Annotated in this window: 13 protein-coding genes and 2 pseudogenes; 3 read left to right on the top strand and 12 right to left on the bottom strand. The window is 59.5% G+C overall.

The features are described 5' to 3' along the window. Nucleotides 1-156: 156 nt before the first annotated feature. The 3 genes from DC522_RS22655 to DC522_RS22645 form a co-directional block, all read right to left on the bottom strand. Complete coding sequence (locus DC522_RS22655) at nt 157-1191, bottom strand: hypothetical protein (protein WP_133239345.1); 1035 nt, start codon at nt 1189-1191, stop codon at nt 157-159. Nucleotides 1192-1350: 159 nt separating this feature from the next. Continuing rightward, nucleotides 1351-1593 (bottom strand): hypothetical protein, encoded by a 243-nt coding sequence (locus DC522_RS22650; protein ID WP_116530889.1) that lies wholly within the window; start codon nt 1591-1593, stop codon nt 1351-1353. Nucleotides 1594-1712: 119 nt separating this feature from the next. Further along, nucleotides 1713-2633: a nucleotidyltransferase family protein gene (locus tag DC522_RS22645; RefSeq protein ID WP_165820265.1), complete on the bottom strand. Its 921-nt coding sequence runs from the start codon at nt 2631-2633 to the stop codon at nt 1713-1715. Between the two features lie 359 nt (nt 2634-2992). On the opposite strand from DC522_RS22645, the pseudogene DC522_RS36165 reads away from it, so the two are divergent. Together DC522_RS36165 and DC522_RS37365 are read left to right on the top strand one after the other, a co-directional pair. Beyond that, nucleotides 2993-3196, top strand: a pseudogene (locus tag DC522_RS36165) (IS6 family transposase); the annotation flags it as partial. Nucleotides 3197-3251: 55 nt separating this feature from the next. Further along, nucleotides 3252-4074, top strand: a pseudogene (locus tag DC522_RS37365) (IS6 family transposase); the annotation flags it as partial. 72 nt (nt 4075-4146) lie between these two features. Here the strand turns inward: DC522_RS37365 and DC522_RS22625 are convergent. From DC522_RS22625 to DC522_RS22605, 5 genes are all read right to left on the bottom strand, one after another. Beyond that, the gene (locus tag DC522_RS22625) at nt 4147-5673 is read right to left on the bottom strand and encodes a tripartite tricarboxylate transporter permease (RefSeq protein ID WP_116530887.1); all 1527 of its coding nucleotides are present in this window, start codon (nt 5671-5673) and stop codon (nt 4147-4149) included. A 15-nt stretch (nt 5674-5688) separates the two neighbouring features. Continuing rightward, complete coding sequence (locus tag DC522_RS22620; protein WP_116530886.1) at nt 5689-6162, bottom strand: tripartite tricarboxylate transporter TctB family protein; 474 nt, start codon at nt 6160-6162, stop codon at nt 5689-5691. Continuing rightward, complete coding sequence (locus tag DC522_RS22615; RefSeq protein WP_116530885.1) at nt 6159-7145, bottom strand: tripartite tricarboxylate transporter substrate binding protein; 987 nt, start codon at nt 7143-7145, stop codon at nt 6159-6161. The genes DC522_RS22620 and DC522_RS22615 overlap by 4 nt, the downstream gene beginning before the upstream one ends. Before the next feature lie 97 nt (nt 7146-7242). Next, nucleotides 7243-8616 carry an amidase gene (locus DC522_RS22610; RefSeq protein ID WP_116530884.1) on the bottom strand — a complete coding sequence of 458 codons (1374 nt, stop codon included), beginning with the start codon at nt 8614-8616 and terminating at the stop codon, nt 7243-7245. Continuing rightward, complete coding sequence (locus tag DC522_RS22605; protein ID WP_133239344.1) at nt 8613-8831, bottom strand: hypothetical protein; 219 nt, start codon at nt 8829-8831, stop codon at nt 8613-8615. The genes DC522_RS22610 and DC522_RS22605 overlap by 4 nt, the downstream gene beginning before the upstream one ends. A gap of 374 nt (nt 8832-9205) precedes the next feature. Here DC522_RS22605 and DC522_RS22600 point away from each other — a divergent pair, with 374 nt between their 5' ends. After that, nucleotides 9206-9964: a sulfite exporter TauE/SafE family protein gene (locus DC522_RS22600; RefSeq protein WP_116530882.1), complete on the top strand. Its 759-nt coding sequence runs from the start codon at nt 9206-9208 to the stop codon at nt 9962-9964. Nucleotides 9965-9990: 26 nt separating this feature from the next. Here the strand turns inward: DC522_RS22600 and DC522_RS22595 are convergent, their stop codons facing one another. From DC522_RS22595 to DC522_RS34350, 4 genes are all read right to left on the bottom strand, one after another. Further along, entirely contained in the window at nt 9991-10635 is a 645-nt protein-coding gene (locus DC522_RS22595; RefSeq protein WP_165820263.1) for a flavin reductase family protein, read from the bottom strand. A 93-nt stretch (nt 10636-10728) separates the two neighbouring features. Beyond that, a complete protein-coding gene (locus tag DC522_RS22590; RefSeq protein ID WP_116530880.1) occupies nt 10729-11625 on the bottom strand; it encodes a polysaccharide deacetylase family protein in 897 nt (298 codons plus the stop codon). Between the two features lie 156 nt (nt 11626-11781). Next, nucleotides 11782-13230, bottom strand: a complete 1449-nt coding sequence (locus DC522_RS22585) for an amidase (protein ID WP_165820262.1) — start codon at nt 13228-13230, stop codon at nt 11782-11784. Further along, nucleotides 13223-13411 carry a hypothetical protein gene (locus tag DC522_RS34350; protein WP_133239343.1) on the bottom strand — a complete coding sequence of 63 codons (189 nt, stop codon included), beginning with the start codon at nt 13409-13411 and terminating at the stop codon, nt 13223-13225. Before DC522_RS34350 ends, DC522_RS22585 begins: the two co-directional genes overlap by 8 nt. Nucleotides 13412-13532: the final 121 nt, after the last annotated feature.

Here is a 13532-nt window from a genome sequence, read left to right as displayed (position 1 = left end):
CGCCCAATCCCATGCCGCTGCAGGCAGCGATGCAGCGATGAGCGCGTCAGGTGCGGAATGGTGGGCGGGAGGGCATACAGGCAGTGCTCATCAAGGAAGAGAGCATCGGCCCCAAAAGTGGGCTCCACTTTTGGGGCCGATGCTTTAGAAACTCATTTAATCTTGGCCCGAGGTGAGCTCGCTCTCAATAAGTTGGAGCGTTGCAGGGCTGTCGATCAACATATTTGCAGCCTCGGAAGCATTGTCATAGCTGAGTTCGAGAACGGAGGACCTGCCGACCATAGCGCTCAGCGTGAGAAATCCCTCGATGGAGAGGTGGTGGCGCGCATTGCGGGCTTCTTCCAGGAGGCGGACCAAGGCCTCGACTCGATCGAAGGGACGGACCTCGAAAGACATGGATGGCTCGTAACGTGGAAACACGATGGCCGTGACCGGAATCTTCTCTGGATGAACCACCGCTCGAGGAGGTATGTACTTCACCGTTCGCCCGTCGGGCCTGAGATGAACCTGAAGCTCTTCCATGCCCGGAAAAAACTTTTGGAGAATGGGCCAGCTCCCAGGCTTGGCCGCGTAGGCGAGAGGGAGTCCAGAGACTGCTGAGCACCCGTTTCGGATCAGCACGACATCATCGGCAACCAATGGCCATCCACGGGCATTGAGGATCGCCGCGAGGGTGCTCTTGCCGCTACCGGAGGATCCAGTTAGCAACACGACACCCGCAGGGCTCCGCAGGCCTGCCGCATGGATTGCAAAACTATCCGGCTGCTGGATCAGGAGACTCTCCAAGAGTTCGATCTTAAGCCAGACGATGACTGCCGCAGGGTCTGGCAGCAGGCGGTCTGCCCCATTGGGCCCAAGAAGCCGGTATCCTCCCGAAGCACGAGAAATCATGAAGGTGAAATCCGCGGGCGCTTCATCGAAGGCGCGCAGATGCCCGAACACGTCCCGAATCGCGCCGGCTATGGTCTCATCGGGGAAGGACACGAAAATCCGAACGCCAGCGAGACGGAAAGACTCCGTCGCGTTGGCGTTCGCTTCAAAAGCCGGTGCAGCTGGGCTCTGTGTCCAAGCTCGGAGCTCCGGAGGCTCCGGCGGTCTGATGAAACCTGCGGCCTCCCACTGCTCGAGGCAGGAGGCGATATAGCCCTCAATCTGCTCGCGCGAACAGCCGGTACTCGCGGAGAGCCGCATGATAACAGCATCGCATGATACTCCCTCGACCCAAAGATCATGCCAAACGGCTGCAGCTAGCGCATCAAGGAGATACAGCTGCTGGTCCAGCTCCGAGAAGAGCACACCACGATTGTCAAGGACGGTAAGGACGATACCCCGATGAGGCCGCAGACCCACTTACTCAAACCGCTTTCCGCCCTGGCCGCCACCGGGGAAGACTCCGCCGGTTGCGCCGCCGCCCGGGAACAGTTTGCCACCGGAACCGGCAATCGCTTCCGAGTCCATGCTGGTTGAAAGCAGCAAGGTCACGGTGGGAGGAGTAAGCGCGGCGAAGCGGCCCGCCTTCTTCAAGAAACTACGCCTTGATTCATCCTCAACTGGTAAACTTGTGTTGAGTGAGCGATCTGAACCTTCCGCCATAATACTACTCGTGAGTCGGTTTGGGGCGACGGCAATGAAGCGCCGACTAGAAAGTTATAACACATGCAACAGCCGAAAGCTGAACAAAGGCGTCTTAGCTCGAACGAGGTAGGCTGGGATCAAGCGCTGATCTTTCCTTGAAGGCGTCGGTACAGGCGAAAGATTGTCCAGACTGGCTCTATTCGCCTGAACCAGGGATTGCGTTCCAAGAAGATCTGACGGCCATAGAGCACGCGCGGAAGGAACCCGCTCGCAGCGGCGTCCTGGATATCGACACGGAGGAGCTCACGTAGATTGATGAGGCACAGCTTGAAGGCCCAAGGCAGCACTCGGAGCCGAAACCTCGAATGAAGCGCGCTCCAGTCGACGGCCCCGGTTTTGATCAAGTCCCGGAGGTCAAGGAGATGCCTTAGATCGATCGAACCGCGCAGGAAATGCCGGTCATTGATCATGTCATGGGCAATAAGGTGAATCATACGATCCGTGACGGGCGGGATCCTTGCTCGATGGCCCGCAACGTCCACGATCTCAGCGGCGGAATTAGGATGCCCCTGATAGAGGTGAGCCGGTCCGGGAGGGCGATGATGCAGATCGACGGTTCCCGCGTCGCGAGTGCGGTAGAGCTTGGCATGGGCATGGTCGCCAGCTTTGAAGTTAGCCTTGTAGCCTTGGCTGAGAAGAGCCTCCATCGCCTGGGACAGTTGCTCCGGAGGGACAAGGAGGTCGAGATCGGAGATCATGCGCAGCCCCAAAGCATCCTCCGTGGCCGTCCACAGGATCGCGGTCCCTTTAAGGAGGATCGGCTCGATCCCCGCCTTATTCAAGGCAGCAACAGCTTCGAGGCATTGCGTCCTAAGTCGGGCGTTCCGCTCGCAATTAAGATCGTGCTGCAGCCGCAGATAGGCTTTGGCATCATCTGGAACCGAGACAGGTCTCCTGCTCTTGGCCAAGGCCACATGGAGAGCCGGTCCAACGAGATGCTTATTGGCCTCGCGGATGATATTGTCCCAGTTCGGGGCGCACGGCGGATCGCCTCGCATACAGGCTGCCAAAGCCTCCAGGCTGGACCGTTGCCTTTCTGCGCGATAACCAATCAGCATTCTGCTCTTTCACTGGCTTAAGCGTCAGTATGCGACTTGGAAGCATGTCCGGTCCAGTACTTCTTTAATCTAATCTGCATCACGATGTGTACTTTGCTATTAGGAGCGTCAACAATACGCTCCGGGTGGCGCTGGCCGATCTCAAACTCAACGAGATAAAAGTCTACGGCACTCAGATGCATATGCAGATTGACGTTGGATCGCTCGTTTTGCATGCGCAGCCTGTGAAAGCTAAGCAACGCTATGCGGGGCACCGTCAGCTGAACCCGCGGGTCACGGGATGCTGGCACACGTGAGGGATGAAACCGACCCGTCATCCTTTCTATGCCCGTCACCACTTCCCGGCTGAAGTGATCAGCCATGCTGTCTGGTTGTATTTCCGATTTCCCCTCGGCCTGCGCATGGTCGAGGAGTTGCTGGCCGCCCGAGGTATCCTGGTCAGCCACGAGACAGTCCGGCAAAGGGCGATGAAATTCGGCCAGAACTTTGCGAACAGGATCCGCGGCTGTGTCGCAAACACATTGTTTCAGAGTTTCAACGACTGTGCCTGCAGTCTCAATGGCGGGGGACGCAGTGTTCAAGGTCAGGCATTATTGATAAGTCGTTAATCTTGCTCTGCGTTCGGCGGTACTTGGCCTACAGTCTCAGTCTCGGGAATTTGGAAGAGATGATGGCCGAACGGGGCGTTTCAGTCGACCAAGCCACAGTCCATCGCTGAGGCGTTCGCTACTCCCCCGATCTTCTCGACCGCTTCAATCAGCGCAAACGACCCGTCAGCCGGAAACGGCACGGGGATGAAACGTATATCAAGGTCCGTAGCCAGTGGCGGTATCTGTATCGTGCGGTCGATAGCAACGGCGACACGGTGGGCTTCTGGTTCAGCGAGCGCCGTAATCTGGCTGCCGCCAAGCGCTTCCTTTCGCGCTCTGAAGCGGCATGCTCGACCCGAGCGGATTGTCATCGATGGCAGCCATCCTAGAGCATCGTTCAGGCGACCCGAAGGGCCGCGCCAGCGAATAACCGGATCCACGTTTCACGGGCCTGGCCGTTCGAATCGCTGACGCGGACCTGCGGTTCCGCACGATGCGCTAATCGCGAGACTATTCTGTCCTGCGGCACGACAGAGCGGCTGAAGGATAGGTCAAGAAGGGACCTCAAACCAATTCGGATTCGCCCGAGTCAATATCTCAACAATCGGATCGAGCGGGGCCATCGTGCGGTCAGACGGAGGGTTCAACCGATGCTCGGCTTCAAGTCCGTGGACAGCGCTCGCGCGGTTCTGGGCGGCATCGAAATGGTGCATATGATCCGCAAAGGGCAGGCGAATTATGTCTGCGAGGCGCAGCTCTCACTCGCCGATCAGTTTGAGAGGCTCGCCGCATGAACGTTTACAAGCCCATCTCGCATACATTCTGTCTGTGGTCAGGATTTGCGACAGAACCGTTAACCGCCATCATTCGACATTGCCCAATGCTGTCCTCTTGAACCTGATGCCCGACAGCTTCTCGAACAGCGCGCGCTGTAAACCGAATGTCATGATAAACAGCACAGCAATCCAGATCCCGACGGCAATCGGGCTGCTGTAGAACACGGAGACGTCTCCGAGGCTCATGAACAGCGCTTCCCGCAAATGCTTCTCGATCAGAGGCCCAAGCACCAAGCCCACCACCATCGGAGCCAGCTGGAAATCGAACATGCGCACCACGTAGCCTATGCAGCCCAGAAGCAACAGCATGTGAAGGTCCAGCATGCTGTTGCGTACGCTGTAGGAGCCGATCACGACTAGAATGAGGATCAAGGGTAGGAAGATGTGGTGCGGGATCCGCAACAGGCTGACCCACACGCCGATCAGCGGAATGTTGAGAATCAACAGCATCAGATTCCCGATAAACATCGAGACGATCACACCCCAGAAGACTTCGGGATGGTTGGTCAGCAGGAGTGGTCCTGGCTGCACGCCGTGCACCATCAAGGCTGCCAGCATCAATGCGGTCACGGAGCCAAATGGGATTCCAAGGGAAAGCAGTGGTCCCATTGAGGAGGTTGCCGCCGCATTGTTGGCCGTCTCAGGTCCAGCAACTCCCTCAATCGCGCCATGGCCGATCTCGTCGCGATATTTCGAGACTGCTTTCTCCAAGCGGTAGCTCGCGAAGCTCGACATGGTTGCGGATGGACCAGGCAGCAGCCCGAAGATGAAGCCGATAATGGTACCGCGACCATATGGAGCCCAGGCGCGCCGCATCTCATCGTGGGTCGGCAGCATCTCCCGCAGTTTGACCCTGATCGGCTTTACCTGATGCTGGATCGTTTCGACGACGCTCATGATCTCCGCCAGGCCGTAAAGGCCCACCACGAGTGCTACCAGTTCGACGCCTTGCCTGAGATCGTTGAATCCCAACGTAAAGCGGTTCTGGGCCGTCACCTGCTCTTCGCCGATGGTGCTGAGCACCAGCCCGAGCGCCATCGGCAGGACACCGGCTGCCAGCGATCCGCCCGACATCCGGGAGAGGATCAGAAGTCCGCCCGCCGTCAGCGCGAAAAACTCCGCCGGCCCGAACATAATGCCGAAATCAGCCAACGCCGGCGAGAACAGCATGACCCCAATCACTGAAGCCGTTCCACCAAGGAACGACCCTATCGCCACAACCGACAAGACGCCCCCAGCCCGTCCGTTCTTCGTCAGCTTGTAGCCGTCAATGCACGTCATCACTGACGCCGATTCACCCGGCATATTGATCAATATGGCAGTGGTGGATCCACCATACTGCGCGCCGTAATACATACCCGCCATCATGATGAGGCCGGCGCTCGGGCTGAGCGAATATGTCACCGGCAGCAGCATGGCAATCCCAGCCACAGGCCCGAGCCCGGGCAGCACGCCGATCGCCGTGCCGGCCAACGCGCCCAGGAATGCCGCCAGCAGATTCTGATAGGTCAGAACGACACTGAGACCGTACAGCAAACCATCTATGGCACTCATAACGATCGATCCGCGTTAGCTGAACAGCATACCGCGTGGCAGCGGCACTTTGAGCAGGTAGATAAACACCACGTACAGTGCCCCCGTTATCATCACCGAATACACGGCAATGCGTGGCCACGGGAGGTTAGACAGGACGCGCATCAGCAATGCGCAGAACACTGCGCTGCTGATCAGCTGGCCTGCCCACGGCAATACGATAAAATAGCCCAGCAGCAGACCGACCAGGCTCAGCAGCCGCACAAGGTTCATACCTGCCGGGACAGCAATCCGCTCGGCCGGATCCATCATCCAGCCCTCCCAGAGGGTGGCTAGGCTGCCGAGCAGGAAAAGAGCACCAGCAATCAGTGGGAAAACCGCCGCTCCTGGCTGCTCCAGTTGGCCGAGAGGCAACTGGAGCGCCATGCCGAGATACCCGGTGGCAAGGAATGTACCGATGCCGCCGATAGTGAGATATCCCTTACGCTTCTGGAGAGAAGCAGACATCATTTGGCGGCACTCTTCTTATCGAGCCACTCGATCAAGCCAACGAACTCCTTTCTGAGTTCACCCAGCTCGGCAGCGGCCTCATGGGGGCTTTTCAAATCGAGCACGAAACCGTTTTTCTTAGTGAACTCCTTGAACTCCGGGCTCTGCACCGCTTCCTGCGAGGCCGCAACCAGCTTATCCCGGACATCCTTCGGCAAACTCTTCGGTGCAATCACGGTATAGCTGGATGGTATGGTGGCATTATAACCCGCATCGGGGATCGACGTTGCGTTCGGAACAGGCTCATACTTTCCTTTCGCAAACACTCCCAGCACCTTCAGCTTGCCGGCTTCGATCTGAGCGATCGTGTTTCCACCGTAACCGACAGCACCCTCGATCCGGCCGCCCATTACCGCCAGCAAGGCCTCGCCGCCACCGCCGGTGAATGGAACCGTTGTGATCTTCACATCGGCAGCGCGGTTGAACTGCTGGACAACCATGTCGGAGATCGACCGCACACCCGACACGCCGACCCGGATCTTGCCCGGGTTCTTCTTCACGTCGGCCAGGAACTCTTCGAACGTATTCCATGGGGCATCCGGACGCACGACCAGCATGCCCGGCACGTCTGCGAGCTTCGTGATGATCTCGTAATCGTCGGTTGTTTTGTAGACCAAGTCCTTGTTGACCAGCGGTTGATACATTAGCGCTGCGCTGTCGCCGAGGCCAATGGTGTAGCCGTCCGGATTGGCGCGCACGACGAGATTAGTGCCGATCGTTGCGGATCCGCCGGGCTTGTTTTCGACGTTGACGTTGCGGGCCAGGGCTTTCTCCAGTTGAGTTGCGAAGGCGCGCGAGAGCGGATCGGAAGAGCCGCCCGGATTGAACGGGACGATGAACGTGATGTCCCTGCTTGGATAATCCTGTGCCTGGGCCGATGGAGCCGCGCTCAGCACCAGCGCCACCACCAAGCCTTGAACAATTTGTCTTGCGACATGTCTCATATTTCTTCCTCCCTTTTCACAAGCTCTCTCCGAGCGGAGGAGCTGTCGGCATGCGAGTATCGCCCTTTTTTGCAGGTTCGTTTCATGACCTTGAGCATCAACATGTCGAACCCACGAAGCCTGGCGGCCTCATTACTATCCAATCGGTGGCGCGCTCATATGCGGCCGCCACCCGGAAGACGACATCTTCCCGTTGCCGGGGTCCAATGAGCTGCATGGCAATGGGCATGCCTTGTTGCGAGAGCCCGCACATCATCGACAGTGCCGGATGTCCGGTCACGTTGAAAGGCGCGCGTGCATGCTGGAGATAGTTGGTGACGATAGCTTTCTCATCGTCGATCCTGCAGGCGGGATTCATTGCGTTGGCGGCGAGGAGAACATCGACTCCGCGGAACGCATCATCCACATCCTGCCGCAGCTTCGCGGCCAGCATTCTCGCCCGAATGTAGTTTTCCGCCGTGATGAAGGCTCCGACCAGCAGTCGCTGTCGACTCAGCATTCCGTACTTTTGCGGGTGTGCACGCATTGCCTCGCCATGGATAGACCAACCCTCGGACGTGAGGATCGTCCGGCTGACGGCGGCGAAATCCTGAAGCGGAGGCAACTCGATATCCGTGACGATGGCACCGAGTTCGGCAAGCACATTCGCTGCTGTCTCGAGCGCCGCGGCGGTATCTGGCCCGGCAACATAATCCTGCTCATGAAATTTTCGCACGAAACCGATACGCATGCCGGCAATATCCCGGGCCAGCCGAGATGTGGAATGCGCCTTACCTGTAAGCGCATCCAAAAAGAGGGAGACATCCTCGACACGCCTGCCCATCGGACCGACATTATCCAGAGTCCAGGAGAGCGGAAAGACACCCTTGCGCGAGACCCGCTCATAGGTTGGCTTCAGCCCGATGACTCCGCACGCACCCGCCGGGTTACGCACGGAACCTCCGGTGTCGGTCCCGAGGGCCAGCGGGAAGAAGCCAGCCGCAAGACCAGCTCCGGATCCAGATGACGATCCACCGGGGTGATGGTCCAGGTTCCAGGGATTGCGTGCAGGGGGATAAGGAAGATCGAAGGAAGGCCCACCTATCGCAAACTCATGTGTCGCGACCTTGCCGAGAATGATCGCTCCGGCATCTCGCAGGCGCGCTACGCATTCTGCATCCTCCTTGGCAATATTGTCGGTCAGCATGCGGGAATGGCAGGTCGTCGGCAGACCCGCAACATCGATGATGTCTTTTATGCCGACCGGAATGCCGTGAAGCGGACCATGATCCCGTCCGGCGAGGATGCTGGTCTCCGCCTCTCGTGCCTGCCGGAGGGCGCCCTCCACATCGAGATGCACGAAGACGTTGACCCTCGCGTCGAGACCCGAAATCCGTTCCAGCAGATGCTCGACGACCGTCACAGGCGACAGTTCGCGTGTCCGGTATGCCGAAGCCAGCTCCGCTGCCGAAAGCCATGCGATCTCGTTCATGGGTTCGGCTCCGGCACGAAAATCTCCCCGAGAAGCCGCTCCGGGATCTTCTGCTCTGAAATGGCCTTGTTGTATCGGGCTGCCTGCTCTATCGCCACCAGCACGTCGTCGGGAAAAGCAACGAAAACCGTCTCAAGGTTCGCTGCCTCGATCTGCACGCGAGCTGGGTCCGGCCTCTTCTGCGCTCGCGCCGGATCCGTATCATGAGAACTCATCGAAACCTCCCGATCCTTAGAGCCATGCGTGAGAGGCAGAGGAGCATTGTCCAAGTCGTGTTCCTCCCCTGCCCGCGGCCAAGCCTATACTTGAATTCCCGGTCCCCTTTTTCGCCAGCACCAATCCGGGTGTCGGCTGTTGACATGACTGAATTGTAAAACCTCAGGAGTAGCTGTCAACAGTCTACTGTAGTAAGTATCATGCTGCGAAATCCGGCTGGAATGTCTCTGGATTTTGTAGCAGCGCGGCTACTTCGTTGGCCGGGATATGATGTTGATTGCATTCACGGTTTCAACTGCGCCGATTATGCAGGGCCAGCAACGAATGCACGTCCGGATCCCTGTTTCGACGTGGTGTAACCAAGATACGATCAATGTTGGATATATCGCTCACATTCTACGGGGTTGCCATTCCAGCCGCGATGCTGGTGGGATTGGCGAAAGGGGGCCTGCCGGTCGTTGGGATGGTCAGCGTACCGCTTCTGGCGCTCGTCACGTCTCCACTCGAAGCCGCCGGCCTGCTCCTCCCCATCTACGTCATCACGGATATGTTCGGGCTGTGGTTTTATCGCCGCGACTACGATCCCCGGAACCTGAAGATTCTTACCCCGGCAGCCATTGCCGGGGTCGGCATTGGGTGGGCGACCGCGTCGTTTGTCACCGAAGCGTCCGTGGCCGTGCTCGTCGGAAGCGTCGGCATTGCATTTTGCCTCAACAACTGGCTGAGACGGCACGCGCCCATCAAGCCTCAGCCGGCAGATGTGGGGAGAGGCGTCTTCTGGGGGGCCCTATCAGGATTTACGAGCTTTGTTTCTCATGCCGGAGGACCGCCATATCAATTCTATGTGCTCCCCCAGAAACTGGACAAAGTGATCTATGCGGGCACGACGACCATTCTGTTCGCAGTCATCAACGCGACGAAGCTCGTGCCCTACTGGGCTCTCGGCCAGCTCTCGCCGGCGAGCCTGCGATCTTCAGCTCTTCTCGTTCCAGCCGGAATCCTGGCGACACTTGTCGGTGTGCGGCTGGTTCGTATCATTCCGGAACGCGAGTTCTTCGTTGTTGTCCAGACTGGACTTCTCCTCCTTTCCCTCAGACTGACATATGAAGGACTGTCTCACCTTCTGGGGTAAGACAGCACTAAGACAGAGGCGCTGCATCACTCCTGATTTGAGGCGCGGTTCTCTTTAAGCCAATCGTCGTAGCTCAAACGCTTCATCTCGAACCGGTCACGCGTGCGCGTGTAAAGGGAAGCAAACAGGCGGCCGACGGGCTTGTAGGCCTCGATGTCGATGCGCAGCGTATCCGGGTCCATCAGGCCATCGCGCATGTGCATCATCACGACCTCTCCGATGGCGATCTTGCGCTGGGGCGCGACCTGGACCACCGCGATGCGCTTGCATTCCAAGGTCACCGGCGCTTCCACGACCCGCGACGCCTTCACCAGATCGCAGGGAGCGAGCGTCAGGCCTGCCATGTCGGCCTCATTGATCTCCTCTGGGAACTCGGTTGCGCAGATGTTCATCGCCTTGGCGATGCCCTCGTCCACCAGGTTGATCGCGTATTCGCCGGTCTCCACGATATTGAGCGTCGTGTCCTTGATCCTCCGGTCATGGTGGTCCTGAAGGCCCAGAATGACGACAGGCGGATCCTCGCCGAACATGTTGAAGAGGCTGTAAGGCGCGACATTGTCAATGCCAGCCGGAGAGCGGCTTGAGACCAGCGCGATCGGCCGCGGCACTACGACCGACGACATCACCTTGTACTGGTCGTTCGCCCCGAGACTGCGAATATCGATTTTCATGTGCATCCCTCCGCCGGCCTGTAATGTTGCCGGCGTGCCGGAAACCGGGAGTGCGCACTCCAGAGCTGGTCCTGGCGTGCGCGATGCCTGCGGTTAATAGTCGTCACCGGGCACAGTGCCTTTGGGCAGGCCCTCGATGTGGCGGCTGATGTCGCCCGGACGGGTCAGCCAGACCTTGTCGCGGTGGCTTGCAATGTGTTCCAGCGCGCGGCGCAGCTCCCTGAGCCGGTAGGGCCGGCCGACGAGGAACGGATGCAGCGAAATCGGGAACACCAGCGGCCGGTCCTTCGACTGCTCCAGCATTTCGTCGAAGGTGCCAATGATCATGTCAGCGAATTCGGCCGAGCTGTAGCGGTACCAGACAAGAGCCCGGTTGTCGTTGTTCTCGATGGGATAGGGCATTAGGAGAATCCGCCCGGAGCGCGTCTTCGCCCAGACTGGCTGGTCATCCATCGTCCAGTCCATGGTGTAGCGGTAGCCGGCCTCCTGAAGTAGATCCAAGGTGTTATTGGAATTGGAGAGCCAAGGGCTCATCCAGCCGGTCGGCTTGACCCCCTCGTGCTTTTCGATGACGGAGGTACAGTGCTCGATCAGCTTGCGTTCCTCCTCTTCCGAGAGGCCTCCCTGCTCGTCCGAGTTGGTGATCCCGTGTCCGAGAATCTCGTCCTTGCGCGCGCGGATCCGCTCCATGATTTCGGGGCAGTGCTCATAGATGGCGGTGTTGAGCTGATGCTCGACCGGGAGATCTAGCTTGTCAAAGAGATCCATGAGCCGCCAGAAGCCGACGCGGTTTCCATAGTCGCGGAACGAATAGACGCTGTGGCTGTTGGCCTGGTCTGGTGGCGCGATGGCAGCGCCCTTGCCCTTGCCATAGCGGAATACCTCGATGTTCATGGCGATGTACACGGCAAGCCGCGTGCCGCCCGGCCAGTCGTAGACCGGCCGTGAATCGATGTTGGAGTAAGCGTAGCGTCTGTGATCTTCGAGCATACCCGGCTCTCCCAATTGTGCTGATGTCTAGCGCATCGTGCGGACCTCCGGTTCGCGCCGAACGATGCGCTGCTCTATGAAGGGAGCATCGGATGAATCCTAAAAGTGGAACCCACTTTTGGGTCCGAGGCTCTAGGACGTCATGCCCCAGCGACGTCACTCCGCAGTGGCGCGGCTCGTCCGCTCCGCCACCGGAGGCGCTTGCCGATGAAAATCCGTCGCCGTTTGATAGGCATGCCCAACGACGAAGAGGCGCGCCTCCGCGAAGGGACGCCCGATCAGCTGAAATCCCATGGGCAGGCCGTCGCTCGAGAAGCCGCAGGGGAGATTGAGCGAGGGGAGACCCAACAGCGAGATCGGACGCGTGAACTGCGTCATGCCGCTGACGACTTCCAACACCCGCTCGCCGGTGGCGGCCTCGACATCGGTATCCTCGATCCGCGGGACCGGGAAAGGAATGGTCGGCAGATGCAGGACGTCGATCCCATCCATCGTGTTATGGAGGAAATCGCGCGTGAAATGTGTACGCAGCCGCAGGGCATCGATGTACTGCGCGGCGGTAATCGCAAGACCCGCCTCGATCCGCACCCGCACGTTGGAGGCGTAGTCCTGTGGGCGGCTTGCGAGCCACTGCCTGTGCATGGCGGCGGCTTCCGACTTGATGATCGTTTCGGCGGCGCTGTAGAGCGGCTTCAAGTCTGGAAGCCGTGTGCGCTTAATCGTGGCGCCCAGGCGCTCCAGCACCCTCAGGCTCTCTTCCAGCGCGGCGCGGACCTCCGGGTGGACGCTCGCCAGTGCCTCGTCACCGGGCACGCCAACCCGAAGGCCCTTCAGGTCCTGGTCGGCCCGAAACTCTGGGAGTGTGAAAGGCGGCTGATGAGCCGTGGTCGGATCGCGCGGATCAGGACCTGCGATGGCCTGGAAGATCAGGGCAGCGTCGCGCACGGTGCGGGCGAGAGGCCCGATATGGTCGAGGCTCCAGGAGCGCGCCACCGCGCCATGACGGCTGACCCGCCCGTATGTCGCCTTCAGGCCGACGAGGCCGTTGGCCGCCGCTGGCAGCCGGATCGATCCGCCGGTGTCGGAGCCGAGCGCCCCATAGACGAGGCGGGCGCCAACCGCCGTCCCCGAGCCGCTCGACGACCCGCCTGAAACCCGATCCTGGTCATAGGCATTCCGGCAAGCGCCGTAATGGACATTATGTCCCGTTGGTCCGGCCGCGAACTCCGACATGTGCAATCCGCCCAGATCCACCGCTCCCGCGGCGTCGAGCCGTTCCAGGACCGTCGATGTCTCGTCTGCCACACGATCCCGCAGGATCTTGGTTCCGCCGGTCGAGACATGGCCCGCGCGATCAAACATATCCTTATGCGCCAGCGGGATGCCATGCAGGGGGCCCCGGCTGTGGCCAGCCGCGAGTTCCCGGTCGCGCTCATGCGCTGTCTCCAAGGCTTCTGTCGCATCGACGCGGATGAAGCAGTTCAGCGTTCCGTTCAGTTCCTCGATCCGACGCAGCGCGCTTTCGGTCAGCGCTACGCTGGTCACCCGCCCTTCGGCGATTGCAGCGGACGCTTGCCACAGGTCGAGCAGGTGCAAATTATTCATCGGCCTTCTCATCCATGAGCAGCACGGCGAAATGCGACGGCTCGTCATAGTAGGACAGGAGGCCGACATGGGCTGAGAGGTTGCCAGCAAGCCTCCCGGCCTCGACCGCGATCTCGGTTACACGCGTGTCTGTCCTGGGAACGCCCTGCAGATCGAGACTGGCGCGAGCCAGATCTTCCATCGTTCGTCCGCGCCTATTCTGTTCGGCAGCCGATGCTGTTCGATCGTCGGCTTTGGATGATCCAGCCATCACCTACTCCATCACGCTGGGAATGAAGAGCACAATGCTCTGCTCGACTCGG

Source organism: Microvirga sp. KLBC 81, from assembly GCF_003075415.1.
Classification (GTDB): domain Bacteria; phylum Pseudomonadota; class Alphaproteobacteria; order Rhizobiales; family Beijerinckiaceae; genus Microvirga.
Note: the sequence above shows the minus strand (reverse complement) of the source record. Positions and strands in the feature narration are given on the sequence as shown.

Bases quoted from the DNA above. Each gene is read 5' to 3' on its own strand.
- DC522_RS22655 (WP_133239345.1), bottom strand. From the start codon at position 1,191: ATGCGGCTCTCCGCGAGTACCGGCTGTTCGCGCGAGCAGATTGAGGGC.
- DC522_RS22650 (WP_116530889.1), bottom strand. From the start codon at position 1,593: ATGGCGGAAGGTTCAGATCGCTCACTCAACACAAGTTTACCAGTTGAG.
- DC522_RS22645 (WP_165820265.1), bottom strand. From the start codon at position 2,633: ATGCGAGGCGATCCGCCGTGCGCCCCGAACTGGGACAATATCATCCGC.
- DC522_RS22625 (WP_116530887.1), bottom strand. From the start codon at position 5,673: ATGAGTGCCATAGATGGTTTGCTGTACGGTCTCAGTGTCGTTCTGACC.
- DC522_RS22620 (WP_116530886.1), bottom strand. From the start codon at position 6,162: ATGATGTCTGCTTCTCTCCAGAAGCGTAAGGGATATCTCACTATCGGC.
- DC522_RS22615 (WP_116530885.1), bottom strand. From the start codon at position 7,145: ATGAGACATGTCGCAAGACAAATTGTTCAAGGCTTGGTGGTGGCGCTG.
- DC522_RS22610 (WP_116530884.1), bottom strand. From the start codon at position 8,616: ATGAACGAGATCGCATGGCTTTCGGCAGCGGAGCTGGCTTCGGCATAC.
- DC522_RS22605 (WP_133239344.1), bottom strand. From the start codon at position 8,831: ATGAGTTCTCATGATACGGATCCGGCGCGAGCGCAGAAGAGGCCGGAC.
- DC522_RS22600 (WP_116530882.1), top strand. From the start codon at position 9,206: ATGTTGGATATATCGCTCACATTCTACGGGGTTGCCATTCCAGCCGCG.
- DC522_RS22595 (WP_165820263.1), bottom strand. From the start codon at position 10,635: ATGAAAATCGATATTCGCAGTCTCGGGGCGAACGACCAGTACAAGGTG.
- DC522_RS22590 (WP_116530880.1), bottom strand. From the start codon at position 11,625: ATGCTCGAAGATCACAGACGCTACGCTTACTCCAACATCGATTCACGG.
- DC522_RS22585 (WP_165820262.1), bottom strand. From the start codon at position 13,230: ATGAATAATTTGCACCTGCTCGACCTGTGGCAAGCGTCCGCTGCAATC.
- DC522_RS34350 (WP_133239343.1), bottom strand. From the start codon at position 13,411: ATGGAAGATCTGGCTCGCGCCAGTCTCGATCTGCAGGGCGTTCCCAGG.